16 protein-coding genes are annotated in these 18267 nt (G+C 71.9%); 8 read left to right on the top strand and 8 right to left on the bottom strand.

Annotation, left to right across the window (positions count from 1 at the left end; all coding sequences use genetic code 11):
- The 3 genes from ACIQOE_RS19135 to glgB form a co-directional block, all read left to right on the top strand.
- The coding region (locus tag ACIQOE_RS19135) for an alpha-glucosidase C-terminal domain-containing protein (RefSeq protein WP_401412509.1) at window positions 1–552 on the top strand (552 nt) is incomplete at its 5' end.
- Between the two features lie 101 nt (window positions 553–653).
- Window positions 654–2033: a maltokinase N-terminal cap-like domain-containing protein gene (locus ACIQOE_RS19130; protein ID WP_362649853.1), complete on the top strand. Its 1380-nt coding sequence runs from the start codon at window positions 654–656 to the stop codon at window positions 2031–2033.
- A gap of 20 nt (window positions 2034–2053) precedes the next feature.
- Window positions 2054–4240 carry a 1,4-alpha-glucan branching enzyme gene (gene glgB / locus ACIQOE_RS19125; protein ID WP_401412506.1) on the top strand — a complete coding sequence of 729 codons (2187 nt, stop codon included), beginning with the start codon at window positions 2054–2056 and terminating at the stop codon, window positions 4238–4240.
- Here the strand turns inward: glgB and ACIQOE_RS19120 are convergent.
- The 5 genes from ACIQOE_RS19120 to ACIQOE_RS19100 all read right to left on the bottom strand — a co-directional run bounded on the left by ACIQOE_RS19120 (window position 4215) and on the right by ACIQOE_RS19100 (window position 9960).
- On the bottom strand, window positions 4215–6485 hold the full coding sequence (locus ACIQOE_RS19120; RefSeq protein ID WP_401412504.1) for a HelD family protein: 2271 nt from the start codon (window positions 6483–6485) through the stop codon (window positions 4215–4217). The genes glgB and ACIQOE_RS19120 overlap by 26 nt on opposite strands.
- Before the next feature lie 149 nt (window positions 6486–6634).
- Entirely contained in the window at window positions 6635–6967 is a 333-nt protein-coding gene (locus ACIQOE_RS19115) for a thioredoxin domain-containing protein (protein WP_351322183.1), read from the bottom strand.
- Window positions 6964–7392 carry a MerR family transcriptional regulator gene (locus ACIQOE_RS19110; RefSeq protein ID WP_365556310.1) on the bottom strand — a complete coding sequence of 143 codons (429 nt, stop codon included), beginning with the start codon at window positions 7390–7392 and terminating at the stop codon, window positions 6964–6966. Before ACIQOE_RS19110 ends, ACIQOE_RS19115 begins: the two co-directional genes overlap by 4 nt.
- 29 nt (window positions 7393–7421) lie before the next feature.
- Complete coding sequence (locus tag ACIQOE_RS19105) at window positions 7422–8195, bottom strand: DUF2127 domain-containing protein (RefSeq protein WP_365556312.1); 774 nt, start codon at window positions 8193–8195, stop codon at window positions 7422–7424.
- A gap of 91 nt (window positions 8196–8286) precedes the next feature.
- On the bottom strand, window positions 8287–9960 hold the full coding sequence (locus ACIQOE_RS19100; RefSeq protein WP_401412501.1) for an MFS transporter: 1674 nt from the start codon (window positions 9958–9960) through the stop codon (window positions 8287–8289).
- 176 nt (window positions 9961–10136) lie between these two features.
- On the opposite strand from ACIQOE_RS19100, the gene ACIQOE_RS19095 reads away from it, so the two are divergent.
- The gene (locus ACIQOE_RS19095) at window positions 10137–10754 is read left to right on the top strand and encodes a TetR/AcrR family transcriptional regulator (RefSeq protein ID WP_351322175.1); all 618 of its coding nucleotides are present in this window, start codon (window positions 10137–10139) and stop codon (window positions 10752–10754) included.
- A gap of 170 nt (window positions 10755–10924) precedes the next feature.
- Here the strand turns inward: ACIQOE_RS19095 and ACIQOE_RS19090 are convergent, their stop codons facing one another.
- Window positions 10925–12334, bottom strand: coding sequence for a cation:dicarboxylate symporter family transporter (locus tag ACIQOE_RS19090; protein WP_401412556.1), 1410 nt, complete (start codon window positions 12332–12334; stop codon window positions 10925–10927).
- A gap of 121 nt (window positions 12335–12455) precedes the next feature.
- Here ACIQOE_RS19090 and ACIQOE_RS19085 point away from each other — a divergent pair, with 121 nt between their 5' ends.
- Window positions 12456–14081 (top strand): ATP-binding protein, encoded by a 1626-nt coding sequence (locus tag ACIQOE_RS19085; protein WP_401412499.1) that lies wholly within the window; start codon window positions 12456–12458, stop codon window positions 14079–14081.
- Window positions 14078–14761 (top strand): response regulator, encoded by a 684-nt coding sequence (locus ACIQOE_RS19080; protein ID WP_351322171.1) that lies wholly within the window; start codon window positions 14078–14080, stop codon window positions 14759–14761. The genes ACIQOE_RS19085 and ACIQOE_RS19080 overlap by 4 nt, the downstream gene beginning before the upstream one ends.
- Before the next feature lie 58 nt (window positions 14762–14819).
- On the opposite strand, the gene ACIQOE_RS19075 is transcribed toward ACIQOE_RS19080, so the two are convergent.
- Entirely contained in the window at window positions 14820–15380 is a 561-nt protein-coding gene (locus ACIQOE_RS19075) for a hypothetical protein (protein WP_365574210.1), read from the bottom strand.
- A 57-nt stretch (window positions 15381–15437) separates the two neighbouring features.
- Window positions 15438–15887 (bottom strand): PPOX class F420-dependent oxidoreductase, encoded by a 450-nt coding sequence (locus ACIQOE_RS19070; RefSeq protein ID WP_363013934.1) that lies wholly within the window; start codon window positions 15885–15887, stop codon window positions 15438–15440.
- 132 nt (window positions 15888–16019) lie between these two features.
- On the opposite strand from ACIQOE_RS19070, the gene ACIQOE_RS19065 reads away from it, so the two are divergent.
- A complete protein-coding gene (locus ACIQOE_RS19065) occupies window positions 16020–17393 on the top strand; it encodes an extracellular solute-binding protein (RefSeq protein WP_401412496.1) in 1374 nt (457 codons plus the stop codon).
- On the top strand, window positions 17390–18262 hold the full coding sequence (locus ACIQOE_RS19060; protein ID WP_351322161.1) for a sugar ABC transporter permease: 873 nt from the start codon (window positions 17390–17392) through the stop codon (window positions 18260–18262). Before ACIQOE_RS19065 ends, ACIQOE_RS19060 begins: the two co-directional genes overlap by 4 nt.
- Window positions 18263–18267: the final 5 nt, after the last annotated feature.

Here is an 18267-nt window from a genome sequence, read left to right as displayed (position 1 = left end):
CTGCTGTCCCTGCCCGGCTCGCCGATCCTCTACTACGGCGACGAGATCGGCATGGGCGACAACATCTGGCTCGGCGACCGCGACGCGGTGCGCACCCCCATGCAGTGGACCCCCGACCGCAACGCCGGCTTCTCGTCCTGCGACCCGGGACGGCTCTTCCTGCCGACGATCATGGACCCGGTCCACGGCTACCAGGTCACCAACGTCGAGGCGTCCATGTCGTCGCCGTCCTCGCTGCTGCACTGGACGCGCCGGATGATCGAGATCCGTAAGCAGAATCCTGCCTTCGGACTGGGGTCCTATACCGAACTGCAGTCGTCGAACGCGGCGGTGATCGCGTTCCTGCGGGAGTACGAGGACGATCTCGTCCTGTGCGTGCACAACTTCTCCCGCTTCGCCCAGCCCACCGAGCTGGACCTGCGGCGCTTCAGCGGCCGGCACCCGGTGGAGCTGTTCGGCGGGGTCCGGTTCCCGGCCGTCGGCGAACTGCCGTACCTGCTGACCCTGGCAGGACACGGCTTCTACTGGTTCCGACTGCGCGCGGACGGGTAACCGGAACCCAGGCACGGTCCACCCCGGGCGGCGGCTACCGCCGGTCCGCCCGGGGCACGCATCACCGACGCCCCCGACGACCGGGGAAAGGACGTACCGCCATGGCGGAAACGGTCACCTCTTCCACGCCCCCTCTGCTCGCCTCGCTCGATCCCCTGCTGCGCGAGTGGCTGCCCCGGCAGCGCTGGTTCGCGGGCAAGGGCAGTCCGGTCACCGGCTTCGCCACCGTGGCGGAGACCGAACTCCTGCCGTCCGACAGCAGGCTGGGCCTGCACCATCTGCTGATCCGCGCCGAACAGCCGCCCGCGCCCGCCTCGGCCGGCGACTGCTACCAGCTCCTCATAGGCACGCGCGAGGCGCTGCCGCCGCGGCTGGCGCCCGCGCTGATCGGCCATCTCACCGAGGGTCCGCTGGCCGGACGCACGGTGTACGACGCCCTGTACGACCCCCGGCCCGCCGAGCTGCTCCTGGAGGCCCTGCGCACCCGGGCCCGGATCGGCGGGCTGTCCTTCGAACGCGACCCCGGCACCGAGATCCGCGACGGACTGGTGGCCCGGCTGCTGACCGCCGAGCAGTCCAACTCCTCGGTCGTCTATGGAGATACGTTCATCCTGAAGCTCCTGCGGCGCGTCGTGCCCGGCGTCAACCCGGACCTGGAGCTGCCCCTGGCGCTGGCCCGCGAAGGCTGCGCCCGGGTGCCCGCCCCGGCGGCCTGGCTGCGGGCGGAGCTGTCCGAGGAGCCCGGCGCGTCGTACGTGCTGGCCGTCCTGCAGCCCTTCGTGAGCGGCGCGACCGACGGCTGGGAACTGGCGCTGCGCGAGCTGGCCAAGGGCGAGGACTTCGCGGCGGACGCGCGGGCGCTGGGGCGGGCCACCGCCGAGGTGCACACCGCGCTGGCCCGGGCGCTGCCCACCGTCACCCTCGGACACGTCCAGCTGGAGTCGATGGTCGCGGGCATGACCGAGCGGCTGACGGCGGCCGCCCAGGCGGTGCCCGCGCTGCGGCCCTACGAGGACGGGCTGCGCTCGGCCTACGAGGCGCTGGCCGGCCTGGCCGCCGAGGGCCGCACCTGGACCGCCCAGCGGGTCCACGGCGACCTGCACCTGGGGCAGTGCCTGCGCTCGCCGTCCGGGGAGTGGTCCCTGATCGACTTCGAGGGCGAGCCGGCCCGCCCGCTGGCCGAGCGCCGGCTGCCGCAGCCGCCGGTCCGCGACATCGCCGGCATGCTGCGCTCCTTCGACTACGCGGCCCACTCGGTGACCCCCTCGGCCCGCGCCTGGGCCCAGCTGTGCCGGGCCGCCTACTGCTCCGGGTACGCCGAGATCACCGGCACCGACCCCCGCACCGACCCCGTGCTGCTGCGCGCCTACGAGACCGACAAGGCCGTCTACGAGGTCGTCTACGAGGCCCGGCACCGCCCCGACTGGCTTCCCGTGCCCCTGTCGGCCGTCCGCCGCCTCGCCACCTCCGACTCGACCTGACATCCCCGGGAGACGCGTCCGTGACCTCCAAGAAGTCCGTATCCGTAGCCGCCGACGACCGCGACCGGCTGCTGCTCGGCACCCACCACGACCCGCACTCCGTCCTGGGCGCGCATCCGGTGCCGGGCGGCGGGATAGCCGTGCGGGCGTTCCGTCCCTACGCCCGCGGGGTGTCGGTGGTGGCCGGCCGGGACCTGCGGGCCGAACTGCACGACGACGGCGACGGCTTCTTCTCCGTCCTGCTCCCTCTGTCCGACGTGCCGGTCTACCGGCTGCTGGTGGAGTACGAGGGGACGGTCCAGGAGTCCGAGGACGCCTACCGCTTCCTGCCCACGCTGGGCGACCTGGACCTGCACCTGCTCGGCGAGGGCCGGCACGAGCAGCTGTGGGAGGTGCTCGGCGCGCATCCCATGACCCACCAGGGCGTGACGGGCACCCGGTTCGCGGTGTGGGCGCCGAACGCGCGGGGCGTCCGGGTGGCCGGCGGTTTCAACTTCTGGGACGGCACCGGCCATCCGATGCGTTCGCTCGGCTCGTCCGGGGTCTGGGAGCTGTTCGTGCCGGGCGTCGGTGCGGGCGAGCTGTACAAGTTCGACATCACCCGCCCGGACGGCTCCCGCACCCTGCGCGCGGACCCGATGGCCCGCCGCACCGAGGTGCCGCCGAGCACGTCGTCCATCGTCGACGTGTCCCGGCACGAGTGGACCGACGGCGAGTGGATGGCGCACCGCGGCGACACGCCGGTGCACGAGGCGCCGTTCTCGGTGTACGAGGTGCACCTGCCGTCCTGGCGCCCCGGCCTGACCTACCGCGAACTGGCCGAGCAACTCCCGCGCTACGTCGGCGACCTGGGCTTCACGCACGTCGAGCTGATGCCGGTCGCCGAGCATCCCTTCGGCGGCTCCTGGGGCTACCAGGTCACCGGCTTCTACGCCCCGACGGCCCGGCTCGGCACCCCGGACGACTTCAAGTACCTGGTCGACGCGCTGCACCGGGCCGGCATCGGGGTGCTGATGGACTGGGTGCCGGCGCACTTCCCGCGGGACGAGTGGGCGCTGGCCGAGTTCGACGGACGGCCGCTGTACGAGCACTCCGACCCGCTGCGGGCGGCCCATCCGGACTGGGGCACCCTGGAGTTCGACTTCGGACGCCGTGAGGTGCGCAACTTCCTGGTGGCCAACGCCCTGTACTGGTGCGAGGAGTTCCACATCGACGGGCTGCGGGTGGACGCGGTCGCCTCGATGCTCTACCTCGACTACTCCCGCGAGGCGGGCCAGTGGACGCCGAACGAGCACGGCGGGCGGGAGAACCTGGACGCGGTGGCGTTCCTCCAGGAGATGAACGCGACGGTCTACCGGCGGGTGCCGGGCGTGGTGACGATCGCCGAGGAGTCCACCGCGTGGGACGGCGTGACCCGGCCGACCGACACCGGCGGCCTCGGGTTCGGCCTGAAGTGGAACATGGGCTGGATGCACGACTCGCTCGAGTACATGTCCCACGAGCCGGTGCACCGCAGGTACCACCACCACCAGATGACCTTCTCGATGGTCTACGCGTACAGCGAGAACTACGTGCTGCCCATCTCCCACGACGAGGTCGTGCACGGCAAGCGCTCGCTGGTCTCCAAGATGCCCGGCGACTGGTGGCAGCAGCGTGCCAACCTCCGTGCCTACCTGGGCTTCATGTGGGCCCATCCCGGCAAGCAACTGCTCTTCATGGGGCAGGAGTTCGCCCAGGGCGCGGAGTGGTCGGAGGCCCACGGCCCCGACTGGTGGCTGCTGGACCCGGCCTACGGCGCCGAGGCCGACCACCGGGGCGTGCGCGACCTGGTCCGCGACCTGAACTCCGTCTACCGCGCCACCCCGGCCCTGTGGCAGCGGGACACCTCCCTCGCCGGCTTCCAGTGGATCGCGGGCGACGCGGCCGAGGACAACGTCTTCGCCTTCCTGCGGTACGACGCCGAGGGCAGCCCGCTCCTCGCGGTCTCCAACCTCGCCCCGGTGGTCCGCGCCGACTACCGCCTGGGCGTCCCGGACGACGTCCCGGCCTGGCACGAGGCCGTCAACTCGGACGCCGCCCGGTACGGCGGCAGCGGCATCACCAACCCCGACCCGGTGAAGCCGGAGCACCACGAGTCCCACGGCCGCCCCACGAGCATCCGCCTGACCCTGCCCCCGCTGGCTACGGTGTGGCTGCGGCCTGCCTGAGCCCGTCGGGCAGCGGGCCGGTGTGCAGTACGCCCAGGCGCTGGGTGGCCCGGGTCAGCGCCACGTACAGGTCGCTGGTGCCGTAGCGGCCCGGTTCGACCACCAGGACCGAGTCGAACTCCAGGCCCTTGGCCTGGCGCGGGTCCAGCAGCACGACCGCCCGGGTCAGGTCGGGTTCGGCGCCGGCCGTGACGCCGTCCAGGCCGGCGGCCAGGGCGCGGTGCAGGTCGCGCGGTGCGATCACCGCCAGCCGGCCGTCCGCCGGGGTGAGTTCGGCGGCGGCCTTCGCCACGGCGCCGGGCAGGTCGTCGTGGGCCTGCCGGATCCACGGGCGCACTCCGGTGGACCGCACCGAGCTGGGCGGTTCGAAGTCCGGGTCCCCGGCGCGGACCACGGCCGCGGCGAGGTCCATGATCTCGGACGGGGTGCGGTAGTTGACGCCGAGGCGGGTGTGGTCCCAGCGGTCCTCGACGTACGGCTGGAGGATCCGGGACCAGGAGCCGACGCCCGCCGCCTCCGCGGTCTGGGCGGGGTCGCCGACCAGGGTCATGGAGCGGGTCGGGCTGCGCCGCATCAGCAGCCGCCAGGCCATCGGCGACAGCTCCTGCGCCTCGTCGACGATGATGTGCCCGAAGGCCCAGGTGCGGTCGGCCGCCGCGCGTTCGGCGGCGCTGCGGAAGTCCTCCTCCTCGTGGCGTTCGGCGAACCGTTCGGCGTCGATGATGTGGTGCGCGGACAGGACCTCCGAGGCCTCGGGGTCGCTGTCCTCCTTGTCGTCGAACTCGTAGGTCCGGGAGGCGTAGGAGACGTCGAGGACGCCCTGCGCGTAGGCGATCTGGGTCTCGCGCTCGCGTTCGGCGCGGGCCCGTGCGACCCGCTCGTCGACGCCGAGCAGCTCGGCCGCCTCGTCGAGCAGGGGCACGTCGGAGACGGTCCAGGCGCGGGTCACCGGGCGCCGGATCGCGGCCGCGTCCTGATCGCCGACATGGCCCTCGGGCGCGGCGAGGAAGTCGGCGACCAGGCGCTGCGGGGTCAGCCGCGGCCACAGCCGGTCGACGGCCGACCAGACCTCGGGGTTCTCGGCGAGCTCGTCGCGGATCTGGGTGATGTCGGAGGCGTCCAGCAGGCTGCTGCCGTCGAAGGGGTCGGTGCCGACCCGCTCGGCGTACAGGTCGGTGAGGGTGTTGAGGATGTGCCCCTCGAAGTACTCGCGGGCCACGTTGTGCGGGAGCCCGGCGGCCCGGGTGCGCTCGCGGGCCACGTTCACCAGGCCGTCGTCGAGCATCAGCACCTCGCGGTCGTGCTCGACGGTGATGACCGGGTCGGGCAGCGCCTGCCGGTCGCGTACGACGGCGGCGAGCACGTCGGCCATGTCGGCGCAGCCCTTGACGGCGGCCGCCTCCGGGGTGTCGGCGGCCGTGGCCTTCACGCCCGGGTACAGCTCGCCGACCGTCGCGAGCAGCACGCCGGTCTCGCCGAGCGAGGGGAGCACCTCGCCGATGTAGCCGAGGAAGGCGGGGTTGGGTCCGACGATGAGCACGGCCCGCTTGGCGAGCAGTTCCCGGTGCTCGTACAGGAGGTAGGCGGCCCGGTGCAGCGCGACGGCGGTCTTCCCGGTGCCGGGACCGCCCTCGACGACCAGGATCCCGCGGTGCGGTGCCCGGATGATCTCGTCCTGCTCGGCCTGGATGGTCTGCACGATGTCGTTCATCCGGCCGGTGCGGGCCGAGTTGAGGGCGGCCAGCAGCACGGCGTCGCCGGACGGGTCCTCGTGGCCGGTGCGCTCCTGGTCGCCGAGGTCGAGGATCTCGTCGTGCAGGGAGGCGACCCTGCGGCCGTCGGTGGCGATGTGCCGGCGGCGCCGCAGGCCCATCGGGGTGTGGCCGGTGGCCAGGTAGAAGGGGCGGGCGACCGCGGCGCGCCAGTCGATGAGGAGCGGGGTGCGCTCGGCGTCGTCGCGGCGCAGTCCGATCCGGCCGATGTGGTGCTTCGTGCCGGAGGTCAGGTCGATCCGGCCGAAGCAGAGCGAGCCGTCCACGGCGTTCAGCGCGGCCAGCAGCCCGGACCGCTCGGCGACCAGGATGTCCCGCTCCAGGCGGGCCTGCATCGGCTTGTCGCCGAGGGAGAGGGCGTCCGCGACCGAGTCCTCGGTGTCGCCGCGCAGGGCGTCCACCCGTGCGTACAGTCCGTCGATGAATTCCTGCTCGTGCCGCAATTCATCGTCCGGAAATTCGGTGTTTGACAATTCCGCTCCCGCCCGGATATACTGTGCCCACTGAACTTCTTCGTGGCTCAATCGATTTCTTCACCGATCCGAAGTCACGAACTCTTGAATATACGCAAAAAAATCCCCCGGGCGCAATTGCCGGGGGATTTCCTGTGTTCGGGGCGGGTTCAGAGGACGTCGGACAGTTCCTCGCGGAGCCGCCGTCCGGGCCGGGCGCCGACCATCGCCTTCACCGGCTCGCCGTCCCGGAACACCATGAACGTCGGCATCGACAGCACCTTGTAGGCGTTGGTCGTCTCCGGGTTGTGGTCCACGTCCAGCTGGACCACCTTCAGCCGCTCGCCCTCCTGCGCCGCGAGGGCCGTGAGCACCGGCGCCATCTGCCGGCACGGCGGGCACCAGTCGGCGGTGAACTCCACCAGCACCGGCCGGTCCGCCCCGATCACCTCCGCCGCGAAGTCCGCGTCCGTCACCTCGGCCACACCCGCTGCCCTGGTCATCCGCCGTCCCCTCCCAGCTCGCACACCGGTTCCGGACCACCCGGAACCGCCGCCTCGGCGGCCAGCCGCGCCCGCGCCCGCTCGGCCCGCTCCAGCTGGGCCCCGACCTCGCTCCGCACGGCCTCCAGCTCGCCGATGAGCGAGTCCAGCTCCGTCAGCTTGCGCCGGTAGACCGCGAGCGACGCCGGACAGGTGTCGCCCTCCGGGTGCCCGGCCCGCAGGCACTCCACGAACGGCCGGGTCTCCTCCAGCTCGAAGCCGAAGTCCTGGAGCGTCCGGATCTGCGTGAGCAGCTTCAGGTCGCGCTCGTCGTAGGTCCGGTGGCCGTTGCCGGAGCGGCGCGCGGGCAGCAGCCCGCGCGCCTCGTAGTACCGCAGGGTGCGCGTGGTGGTACCGGCCCGTGCGGCCAGCTCGCCGATTCGCATGTCCACGACGGTAGGCCTTGACGCCGACGTCAAGGCAAGCTCGGCTGCATCCCCGCGGATTCCTCGACTTCGAGCAGGGAGGCGCTGTGCCGCTCCTCGTCGAAGGCCCGCCGTCCGCCGCGCAGCCCGAACAGCCGCTTGGCGAGGGCGATGTAGAGCACCGCGAGAATGTTCAGCACCAGCGTGGCGATCTTCAGGTAGCTGACCTTCTCGGTGAGTTCCCAGATCTCCAGCGGCAGGAAGGCGGCGGTGGCGACCACCGTGAGGTATTCGGCCCACCGCTTGGCGTACCAGAGCCCGACCGCCTCGACGAGTTCGATCAGCGCGTACGCCAGCAGCAGCCCGGCCACGAGCACCAGGGTGGAGTGCTTGTAGCCGAAGGCCTTCTGTATGGAGCCGACGACCGGTGAGTGGTCGAGGTCGTAGTGGAAGTGCTTGAAGACCGGTCGGAAGGTGTCCAGGTACTCGTTGAAGAGCCGGCGCACCGCGTCCTGGCTGTTGCTGAACTTCCACACCGCGACGGCGGCGAGCACGATGAACACCCCGCGCACGGCCCGCTCGACCGCCAGGAAGCGCAGGATGAACAGGTCCCGCAGCACCTTCCCGCGCGGTACCAGCGGGGCGTCGGCCGCCGGGCCCGAGCCGTGCGGCTCGCCGAGCGCGAAGTCGCCGCAGCGCAGGCAGCGCCAGGCCTCCCCGACCGCGGTCTGGGCGTGCAGCCGTACCCGCAGCCGCGGGTCGTCGGGGGCGTAGGTGACGTGCCCCTTGCGCGCGCAGTGCCGACGGTCCCAGTCGATCTTCATCCCCCGTGCCTCCATGCCAGTGCCGACGTGCCGTTCCGGTTGGTCCGGAGCGGCACGTTAGTGGATACGGCCCGCACGTGCCGGTCGGGGGTCAGCGCGCCCCGCTCTCCGCCGGCTCCCTTTCCTCTGCCGGGGCCTCCTGCCCCGGCGCCGCGCGCCCCGGCAGCAGCGCCGCCACCAGCACCGTCCCGATGCCCAGCAGGACCGCTCCGACCAGGCTGGTGTGGGCCACCGCGGAGGCGAAGGAGGAGCCGACGGCGTCCGCCATCTGCCGTGCGCCTTCACTCAGTTGACCGGCCTGCGCCTTCAACTGGGCGGCCTGCTGCGGGTCGGTGGCCTGCGCGGCCCGGGCGGCGGTCCGCCGGGCCTGCTCGCCGATGCCCCGGGCGACCGCGTACCCGGCGCCGACCGAGTCCTGGGCGGTGGCCAGCGCGCTCGCGGGCAGCCTGCTGCCGCTGGTGGCGTCGGTGAGGTGGTTGCCGTAGGAGGTGGCGAGGAGCGAGCCGAGGACGGCGATGCCGAGGGAGCCGCCCAGCTCCAGCGAGGTGTCGTTGACGGCGCCGCCGACGCCCAGTTCGGACTCCGGGAAGGCGCCCATGATCGCGTCCGTGCAGGGCGAGAGCGCGAGGCCGATGGCCAGCCCGAGGATGATCAGGGGCGCCACGAAGTCCCCGTACCCGGAGGCGGCGTCGACCCGGGTGAGCAGGGCGAGCGCGGTGGTGCCGCCGGCCATGCCCGCGGTGACCGTCCACCTCATCCCCACGCGCGGGGTGAGCCAGCCGGTCAGGGCCGACCCGGCGAAGACGGCGCCGGCCAGCGGCAGCATGCGCACGCCGGTGCCGAGGGCGTCGTAGCCGAGGACGAACTGGAGGTGCTGGGTGAGGTAGTAGAAGGCGCCGAAGACGGCCAGGAAGAACAGGGCCACGGCGAGGTTGGAACCGGCGAAGCGGCGGTGGGCGAAGCGGCGGACGTCCAGCACCGGGTGCGGGTGGCGCAGCTCCCACAGGACGAAGGCGAGAAGTCCGGCGCCCGCGACCACGGCGGCGGTGACCGCCTTGGCACCCCAGCCGAAGTGCGGCCCCTCGATGATCATGTAGACCAGCGCGCCGATCCAGAGCACGGAGAGCAGTCCGCCGACGTAGTCGATGCGGTCGTGGTGGCCGGCCCTGCTCGGCGGCACGAGGACCAGGGCGCCGACGGCCGCGACGGCGGCGATCGGCACGTTGATGAGGAAGGTCGCGGACCAGCCGTGGTCGCGCAGCAGCGCGCCGGCGACCACCGGTCCCGCGGCGATGGCGAGCCCGGCGGTGGCGGTCCACAGGGTGATGGCCTTGGCCCGCTCGCGGCGCGGGAAGGTGGCGGCGAGCAGCGAGAGGGTGGCCGGCATGATCAGCGCGGCGCCGGTGCCCATCACGGCACGGGCCGCGATCACGGTCGCGGCGCTGCCGGCGGCGTACCCGAGGACGGCTCCGCCCGCGAACACGGCCAGGCCGAGGATCAGCGCCCCGCGGCGGCTGTACTTGTCGCCGACGGCGCCGAGCAGCAGCATCAGGGCGGCGTAGGGGACGGTGTAGCCGTCGATGACCCACTGCAGGTCGGCGCTGCCGAGCCCGAGGTCGGCGGTCATGTCGGGCGCGGCCACCGTGAGGGCGGTGTTGGCCATCACGATGATCAGCAGGCTCAGGCAGAGCACCAGCAGCGCCCACCAGCGGCGCGGATAGGGCCGCTCGGCCGTCTCCACCGGTTCCTTCATGACGAGTCGCATGACAGGGATCGCCTTCCTCACGCGTCCAGGTGCCGTCGGGTCCGTACGGCGGGACTTGCACAGTTGCGTGCAACTGCACAACCATGTGCAATGTAAGGGATCTGCACAGCACTGTGCAAACGGTGGGGGTGAAGCACTTGCGGAGAGACGGCGAGACGGACCGCGGGCCAGGCAGAATGGCAGCCATGACCACGGGTAACCCCTCCCGCGCCGACCTCAACAGGCGCCGCATCCTCGACGTCGCCCTCGCCGAGCTGCTGCGCGACCCCGACGCCTCGATGGACCAGATCGCGCGCGCGGCAGGGGTCGTACGACGGACCGTGTACGGCCACTTCCCGAGCCGGGAGGCGCTGATCGGCACCCTGGTCGACGACGCGGTGCGGACGCTGACCGCGGCCGACGAAGGGGCCCGGCGGCAGACCGCGGACCCGGCGGAGGCGGTGGCCCGCTCGGTCCTCGCCATCTGGGAGACCGCCGACCGCTACCGGCTGCTGATCGGCCTGGCCCAGCGCACCGTCACCATGCAGGGCATCCGCGACCGGCTCACCCCGCTGCGCGAGCAGAAGGTGGAGCTGCTGCGCCGCGGCCTCGACGAGGGGATCTTCACCTCACCGCTGCCGGCGCCGGCCCTCGCGTACGTGCACGAGCAACTGCTGTTCGCGGTGATGGAAGCGGTCAACGACGGCCTCCTGGACGCGCGGAAGGCGGGCCGCGCCGCCGCCGTCAGCGCACTGACGGCGGCGGGCGTGCCCGCCTCCCGGGCCACGGAACTGGTGGCCGAGCTGAGCGAGTAGCCGGATCGGGCTCCGGGCGGCCGGACGGGGGGGGGAGTTGCCGGCCGCCCGGAGGCTTCGGCCGGACGCCCGGCCCCGGTTCAGGCGGGGCCGGACGTCCGGAGCGGGTGGACCGGGCACACGGCGCCCGGGTCCGAGGCACGCGGCCGGCCGCACCGGCCGGCGGGCGCTCAGGCCTTCGCCAGCTCCTCGCGCTGCTCGGGCACCTCGGGCGTGCCCGGCTCCCCGTCGTCCAGCAGCGTCTTCTCGTCGAACGGCAGCTCACCCCCGAGCACCTGCCGCACCCGGCCCTTGTCGATCTCCTTGGTCCAGGTGCCGATCAGGACCGTGGCGACCGCGTTGCCGGCGAAGTTCGTCAGCGCGCGGGCCTCGCTCATGAACCGGTCGATGCCGACGATCAGGCCGACGCCGTCCACCAGCGCGGGCTTGTGCGACTGCAGACCGCCGGCCAGCGTGGCCAGACCGGCGCCGCTGACACCCGCCGCGCCCTTGGAGGCCAGCAGCAGGAAGAGCAGCAGCGGGATCTGCTCGCCGACCGACATCGGCGTGCCGAGGGCGTCGGCGATGTAGAGCGACGCCATGGTCATGTAGATCATCGTGCCGTCGAGGTTGAAGGAGTACCCGGTCGGAACGGTGATGCCGACGACCGGCTTGCTGATGCCCAGGTGCTCCATCTTCGCGATGAGCCGCGGCAGCGCGGACTCGGAGGACGAGGTGGACAGGATCAGCAGGAACTCGCGGGCCAGGTACTTGAACAGGGAGAAGATGTTCAGACCCGCGATGGCCCGGAGCATCGCGCCCAGCACCACGAAGACGAACAGCACGCAGGTGACGTAGAAGCCGAGCATCAGCACGGCGAGGCTCTTGAGGGCGTCGAGCCCGGCGGAGCCGACGACCGCCGCGATGGCGCCGAAGGCACCGATCGGCGCGGCCCACATGATCATGCCCAGGATGCGGAAGACGAGCCGCTGGATGTGCTCGACGCCCCGCAGCACCGGCTGCCCGGCCGAGCCCATGGCCTGCAGCGCGAACCCGGCGAGCAGCGCGATCAGCAGCGTCTGCAGCACCTGGCCCTCGGTGAAGGCCGAGACGAACGTGGTCGGAATGATCGACAGCACGAAGTCGACGCCGCCGAGCGCCTCGGAGTCCACCTGGGCGTGCCCGGTGGCCTTGAGGGCGTTGGTGATGTGCAGCCCGTCACCGGGGTGCAGGATGTTGCCGACGACCAGGCCGATGGTGAGCGCGACCAGCGACATCACCAGGAAGTAGCCGAGCGCGATACCGCCGACGGCACCGACCTTCGCGGCCTTGCGCACGGACCCGATCCCGAGCACGATCGTGCAGAAGATGATCGGCGAGATCATCATCTTGATCAGGTTGACGAACCCGGTGCCGAGCGGCTTCAGCTCGACGCCCGCGTCGGGCCAGATCAGCCCCACGGCGATGCCCAGGGCCACCGCGACGATCACGGCGATGTACAGGTAATGGGTACGGTCCCGCTTCGCAGCGGGAGCGGCAGGTGCCGTACTGGGGGTGCTTGCGGCGGCCACGGCTGCCCTCCTTGACGTCTTCGTCGGCATCACCGGCGTGCGGCTCACGTCCGGGGGATATGGGGGTTGCCGTGACTATCTCCCGCCCTGTGAGCCCGGTCACCCTTCCGTTCATTTAGTTCATCGTTAACCGGAGAGGCACACTGCTGACATGCGCCTCCCGACCGTCCCCCGCCCCCGCAGCCTGGCGGGACAGCTCTTCGCCATGCAGGCCGTGCTGATAGCGGTGCTGGTCGCCGGGTACGCGCTCTTCAGCTACGTCAGCGACCGCCACCAGGCCGAGCAGGCGGCGGCCCGGCAGGCGGCGGCGGTGGCCAGGTCGGTCGCCGACGCCCCCTCGGTCCGTACCGCGATCCACACGCCGGACCCCACCAAGGAGCTGCAGCCCTACGCGCTCCAGGTCATGCGGGACACCGAGGTCGACTTCGTCACGATCATGACCCCGGACGGCATCCGCTGGACCCACCCGGACCAGAACGAGATCGGCCGGCACTACCTGGGCCACATCGAGGCCGCCCGGCACGGCCACACCTTCAGCGAGACCTACAAGGGCACCCTCGGCCCCTCCGTGCGCACGGTGACGCCGGTCCTGGACAACGGCCGGGTGATCGGCCTGGTGAGCGCCGGCATCCGGGTGGACGCGATCAGCCAGCGGGTCCAGGAGCAGGTGACGGCGCTGCTCGGGGCGGCGGGCGGCGCGCTGGCGCTGGGCGCGGTCGGCACGTTCGTGATCAACGCCCGGCTGCGGCGGCACACGCACGGCATGAACGCGGCCGAGCTGAGCCGGATGCACGACTACCACCAGGCGGCGCTGCACGCGGTCCGCGAGGGCCTGCTGATGCTGGACGGCCAGTTCCGGGTGGCCCTGATCAACGACGGCGGCCGGGAACTGCTCGGAGTGGGCCCCGAGGAGGAGGTGGTGGGCCGCTCGGTGGCCGAACTGGGCCTGCCGGCACCGCTGACCGGCGCGCTGCTGGCCGCCGGACCCCGGGTGGACGAGGTGCACCTGACGGCGGACCGGGTCCTGGTGCTGAACACCTCGCCGGTGTCGGGCGGCGAGCGCCGCGGCACCGTGGCCACCCTCCGCGACGTCACCGAACTCCAGGCCCTGACCGGCGAGCTGGACTCCGAACGGGGTTTCACACAGGCCCTGCGGTCGCAGGCGCACGAGGCGGCGAACCGCCTGCACACCGTGGTCTCCCTGATCGAGCTGGGACGCGCCGCCGAGGCCGTCGACTTCGCGACGGCCGAGCTGGAGCTGGCTCAGGCCCTGACCGACCAGGTGGTGGCGGCGGTCAGCGAGCCGGTCCTGGCGGCGCTGCTGCTCGGCAAGACGGCGCAGGCCAACGAACGGGGCGTCGAGCTGGTGGTCTCGGACGAGAGCCGGCTGGATGACGGTTTGCTACCGGAGAGCCTGTCGGCACGCGATCTCGTCACCGTCCTCGGCAACCTGATCGACAACGCGGTCGACGCGGCCCAGGGGACGGTACGGGCCCGGGTAACGGTGACCGCCTTCGCGGAGGACGCCGAACTGGTGATGAGGGTGACGGACACGGGCGCGGGGGTCGACCCCGCCCACGCCGAGCTGGTCTTCCAGCGCGGCTTCTCGACGAAGCCGGCGGGACCGGGCGGCCGGGGCCTCGGACTGGCGCTGGTCCGGCAGGCGGTGACGCGGCTGGAAGGCAGGCTGACCGTGACGGAGGCACCGGAGGGCGGCGCGGTGTTCGAGGTGCGGCTGCCGCTGCGGGCGTCGCTGGCGGGAGGCGGGGCCCGGTGACCGGGGAGCCGATCAGAGTCCTGGTCGTCGAGGACGACCCGGTGGCCGCGGACGCGCACGTGCTGTACGTGGGCCGGGTGCCGGGGTTCACGGCGGTGGGCAAGGCGCACACGGGCGCGGAGGCGCGCCGCGTCCTGGACCGCACGCCGGTGGACCTGCTCCTCCTGGACCTGCACCTGCCGGACGTGCACGGCCTGCAGTTCGCGCGCTCCCTGCGGGCGGCCGGCCACCAGGCCGACGTCATAGCGGTGACGTCGGCTAGGGACCTGGCGGTGGTGCGCGAGGGCGTCTCGCTGGGCGTGGTCCAGTACGTCCTGAAGCCCTTCACCTTCGCGACCCTCCGGGACCGGCTCACCCGCTACGCGGAGTTCCGCGCCGCGGTGGGCGAGGCGAGCGGCCAGGACGAGGTGGACCGTGCCCTCGGCGCCCTGCGCGCCCCGTCGCCCGCCGCGCTCCCCAAGGGCCTCAGCGCCCCGACCCTGGAACGGGTCACGGTCGCGCTGCGGGAGTCCGCGCAGGGCCTGACCGCGGCGGCGCTCGCGGAGACCGTGGGAATCTCCCGGATCACGGCCCGCCGCTACCTGGAACACCTGGTGGAAGCGGGCACGGCGGGCCGCAGCCCGCTGTACGGACAGGTGGGGCGTCCGGAGCTGGTGTACCGGTGGGGACGGGGGCGGTAGCGCCGCCACCCCGCCGCCACCCCGCCGCTCCCCCGCGGCCGGCGTCGACGCCAGGCCGTCAGCCCGCGGCCCCCGCCGGTCGCGCCGGCCTCATGTACAGGAGCACCTGCGCCCCGAGTCCCACCACCGCGACCGCCTCGGCCACCGACAGCCCGACCAGCAGCGCGCCGCCGGACCGGCCGGCCCAGAACACCACCAGCGCGGCCAGCGGCACCGCGCAGAAGGCGGTCAGGTCGATCACGGCCTGGATCGCCTTGCGGGTCCGGCGCCGGACGTCGGTGCGGTGGTACGCCTCCCAGCCGAAGGTGGCGAACTCGCCCTCGGCGGCGGCCAGCCGGGCGAGCCGCGGCCCCAGGTCCTCCCGCACGTAGTGCCCGATCGCCGAGATCTTCTCGTCGTTGACCAGGTAGGTCCATCCGAGCACCACGCACACCGGCGGCAGCGCCAGCAGCATCGCCGGCTGCTCGGCCTGCGCGGCGGCGGCGATGACGGCGGCCACCACGCCGAGCGTCACGTACAGCAGGTTGTCCCGGAACCCGATCCGCGCCTTCTGCTCGTCCTTGACCGTCTGGTACTCGGCGAGCAGCAACTGCCCGACGCTGACGCCTCGTTCCGGCATACGCCCCTCCCCCGCTCCCACGCCCCGCCCGACGCCGGACGACCATACCCCCGGCCCCTAGGGCAGCACCCCCGGCCGGAACGGCTCCACCCCCACCACCCGGCGTACCTTCACCGGCTCGATCAGCAGCATCAGCCGGCGTTCTCCCGGCAGCAGCCACGGGTAGCGGTCCTCGCCGATGTACTTGCGGGTCAGCCGGTCCATGGAGCGCTCCGCCTCCTCGCCCTCGACGAACCGCGCCACCCGCCCCCGGATCTCCACCCGGTCGTAGGGGTTCTCCGGGTCGTGGTGGGAGAGCGAGACACCGGGGTTGCGCCGCAGGTTCTCCTCCTTCACGCGGCCGACCGCCGTGTTGACCATGACGTGGTCGCCCTCCAGGTCCGCCCACATGGGCGACACCTGCGGCGCTCCGTCCGGCCCGACGGTCGCCAGGTGCCAGAAGTTCGGCGCCAGCAGCCGCTCGCGCACGGATTGGTCCAACCTGCCGGTGCGGTCCACGGAATACATGGGGGCATCCTCACCTCCCACCCGGCCCGGCAAACCCCCGCACACTCATTGACCTGACTAGACCACTCCACTTACCTTCACACGGCAAGAGACGAGCCCCCAGGCCACAGCGCAGTGGCCGCCGAGGAGGTCGTGCCCGTGCGCCCCACCGCCGTCAGCATCCTTGCCCTCTCGCTCGTGACCGCCGCCGCTTCCCTGACGGCGTGCGGCAGCGGGTCCGGGAGCAGTCCCGACACCGTGAAGATCTCCTTCAAGCAGTCCACGGACAACTCCGTGAAGGTGATGGACACCTATCTCGCGGACATGAAGAAGCAGTTCGAGAAGGAGTACCCGGGCAAGAAGGTCGAGCTGGTCCCGATCAAGGCTCCCGACTCCGAGTACTACACGAAGCTCCAGCAGATGCTCCGGTCGCCCCGGACCGCTCCTGACCTGGTCTACGAGGACACCTTCCTCATCAACTCGGACATCACCAGCGGGTACTTGAAGCCGCTGGACTCCTACCTCGCCAGGTGGCAGGACTGGGGACAGTTCATCGACACGGCGAAGTCGGCGGCCCGGGGCGAGGACGGGAAGACGTACGGCGTCCCCGACGGCACGGACACCCGCGGACTCTGGTTCGACAAGCGCGTGTTCACGAAGGCCGGGCTGCCGCTGGACTGGCAGCCGAAGAACTGGGACGACGTCCTCGCCGCCGCCCGGACCATCAAGAAGAAGGTCCCCGGCGTGACCCCCCTCAACGTCTACACCGGCAAGGCCGCCGGCGAGGCCGCCACCATGCAGGGCCTGGAGATGCTGCTCTACGGCACCAACGACGGGACCAGCGACCCGCTGTACGACAAGGGCAGCAAGAAGTGGATCACGGGGAGCCAGGGGTTCAAGGACGCGCTGTCGTTCGTCGAGACCGTGTACAAGGAGAAGCTCGGGCCGGACGTCTCCGACGCCCTCGACCCCAACTTCAGCACGGCCGTGCGCGGTGAGCTGATGCCCCAGGGCAAGCTCGGCATCGACCTCGACGGGTCGTGGCTGCCGCAGGACTGGCTCCAGGGCAGCGGGCACGAGTGGCCCGACTGGTCCAAGCAGCTGGGGCTCGCCTACATGCCGACCCAGCACGGCCAGGCCCCCGGCAAGGTGAGCATGTCCGGCGGCTGGACGTGGGCGATCCCGGCCAAGGCCGGCAACCCCGACCTCGCGTTCGACTTCGTCAAGACCATGCAGACCAAGGCGAACGCCCAGAAGTGGTACATCGCCAACTCCGGGATCGCGGTGCGCAAGGACGTCGCGAGCGACCCGTCGTACACGTCCGCCCAGCCGGGCATCAAGTTCTTCACGGACCTGGTCGCCAGCACGCACTACCGGCCCGCGTACCCGGCCTATCCGAAGGTCTCCACCGCCGTGCAGGAGGCCATGGAGAGCGTGACGACCGGTGACGCGTCCGTGGACAAGGCGGCGAGCCAGTACGACGCGACGCTCAAGGACGTGACCGACGGCCAAGTGGTCTCCCCGTGAGCCAGCCCGTCCTCACCCGGCGGCTGCTGCGCGCCCTCCCCCTCACCCCGGCCCTGGCCCTGCTGCTGCTCTTCCTCGGCGGGCCGATCGTCTACTGCGCCTGGATCGCCTTCACCGACCTCCAGCTCACCGGCCAGGCGCACTCCTCCTTCGTCGGTTTCGCCAACTTCCGCAGGGCCTTCCACGACGACGCCTTCCTGAACGCCGTCTGGCTGACCCTGGTCTTCACCGTGGTGTCCTCGCTGGTCGGGCAGAACACGCTGGGGCTGGCGCTCGCCGCGCTGATGCGGCGGGCGTCGAAGCCGGTGCGGACGCTCACCGGCGGGATCGTGATCACGGCGTGGGTGCTGCCGGAGGTCGTCGCAGGCTTCCTGCTCTACGCCTTCTTCCGGCGGGAGGGAACGCTCAACGCCATCCTGGACCTGCTCCATCTGCCGTCCCAGAACTGGCTGTTCACCCTGCCCATCCTGGCCGTGTCGTTCGCCAACGTGTGGCGGGGCACCGCCTTCTCGATGCTCGTCTACTCCGCCGCCCTCGACGAGATACCGGACGAGATCGAGGAGTCGGCGGAGGTCGACGGCGCCGGCGGCTGGCGACGGATGTGGCACATCACGCTGCCGATGATCCGCCGCTCCATCGGGACGAACCTGATGCTCAACACCCTGCAGACGCTCTCCGTGTTCGGGCTGATCTGGGTGATGACCCGCGGCGGGCCCGGCGACAGGAGCCAGACGCTGCCGTTGTTCATGTACGAACAGGCCTTCCAGAACAGCATGATCGGGTACGGGACGGCCGTCGCCCTGCTGCTCCTCCTGGTCGGCTCGCTCTTCTCCGTCGTCTACATGCGGCTGCTGCGCACAGAGGTGTGAACAAA

Origin of the sequence: Streptomyces sp. NPDC091282 (genome assembly GCF_044757385.1) — a bacterium.
Classification (GTDB): Bacteria; Actinomycetota; Actinomycetes; order Streptomycetales; family Streptomycetaceae; genus Streptomyces; species Streptomyces gramineus.
The sequence above is the reverse complement of the archived record's forward strand: the minus strand, read 5'-3'. Positions and strand labels throughout refer to the sequence as shown.

Excerpts from the sequence above, each read along its gene's own strand:
- ACIQOE_RS19130 (WP_362649853.1), top strand. The coding sequence starts at position 654 with ATGGCGGAAACGGTCACCTCTTCCACGCCCCCTCTGCTCGCCTCGCTC.
- ACIQOE_RS19115 (WP_351322183.1), bottom strand. The coding sequence starts at position 6,967 with ATGACCAGGGCAGCGGGTGTGGCCGAGGTGACGGACGCGGACTTCGCG.
- ACIQOE_RS19110 (WP_365556310.1), bottom strand. The coding sequence starts at position 7,392 with ATGCGAATCGGCGAGCTGGCCGCACGGGCCGGTACCACCACGCGCACC.
- ACIQOE_RS19105 (WP_365556312.1), bottom strand. The coding sequence starts at position 8,195 with ATGAAGATCGACTGGGACCGTCGGCACTGCGCGCGCAAGGGGCACGTC.
- ACIQOE_RS19100 (WP_401412501.1), bottom strand. The coding sequence starts at position 9,960 with ATGCGACTCGTCATGAAGGAACCGGTGGAGACGGCCGAGCGGCCCTAT.
- ACIQOE_RS19095 (WP_351322175.1), top strand. The coding sequence starts at position 10,137 with ATGGCAGCCATGACCACGGGTAACCCCTCCCGCGCCGACCTCAACAGG.
- ACIQOE_RS19090 (WP_401412556.1), bottom strand. The coding sequence starts at position 12,334 with ATGCCGACGAAGACGTCAAGGAGGGCAGCCGTGGCCGCCGCAAGCACC.
- ACIQOE_RS19085 (WP_401412499.1), top strand. The coding sequence starts at position 12,456 with ATGCGCCTCCCGACCGTCCCCCGCCCCCGCAGCCTGGCGGGACAGCTC.
- ACIQOE_RS19075 (WP_365574210.1), bottom strand. The coding sequence starts at position 15,380 with ATGCCGGAACGAGGCGTCAGCGTCGGGCAGTTGCTGCTCGCCGAGTAC.
- ACIQOE_RS19070 (WP_363013934.1), bottom strand. The coding sequence starts at position 15,887 with ATGTATTCCGTGGACCGCACCGGCAGGTTGGACCAATCCGTGCGCGAG.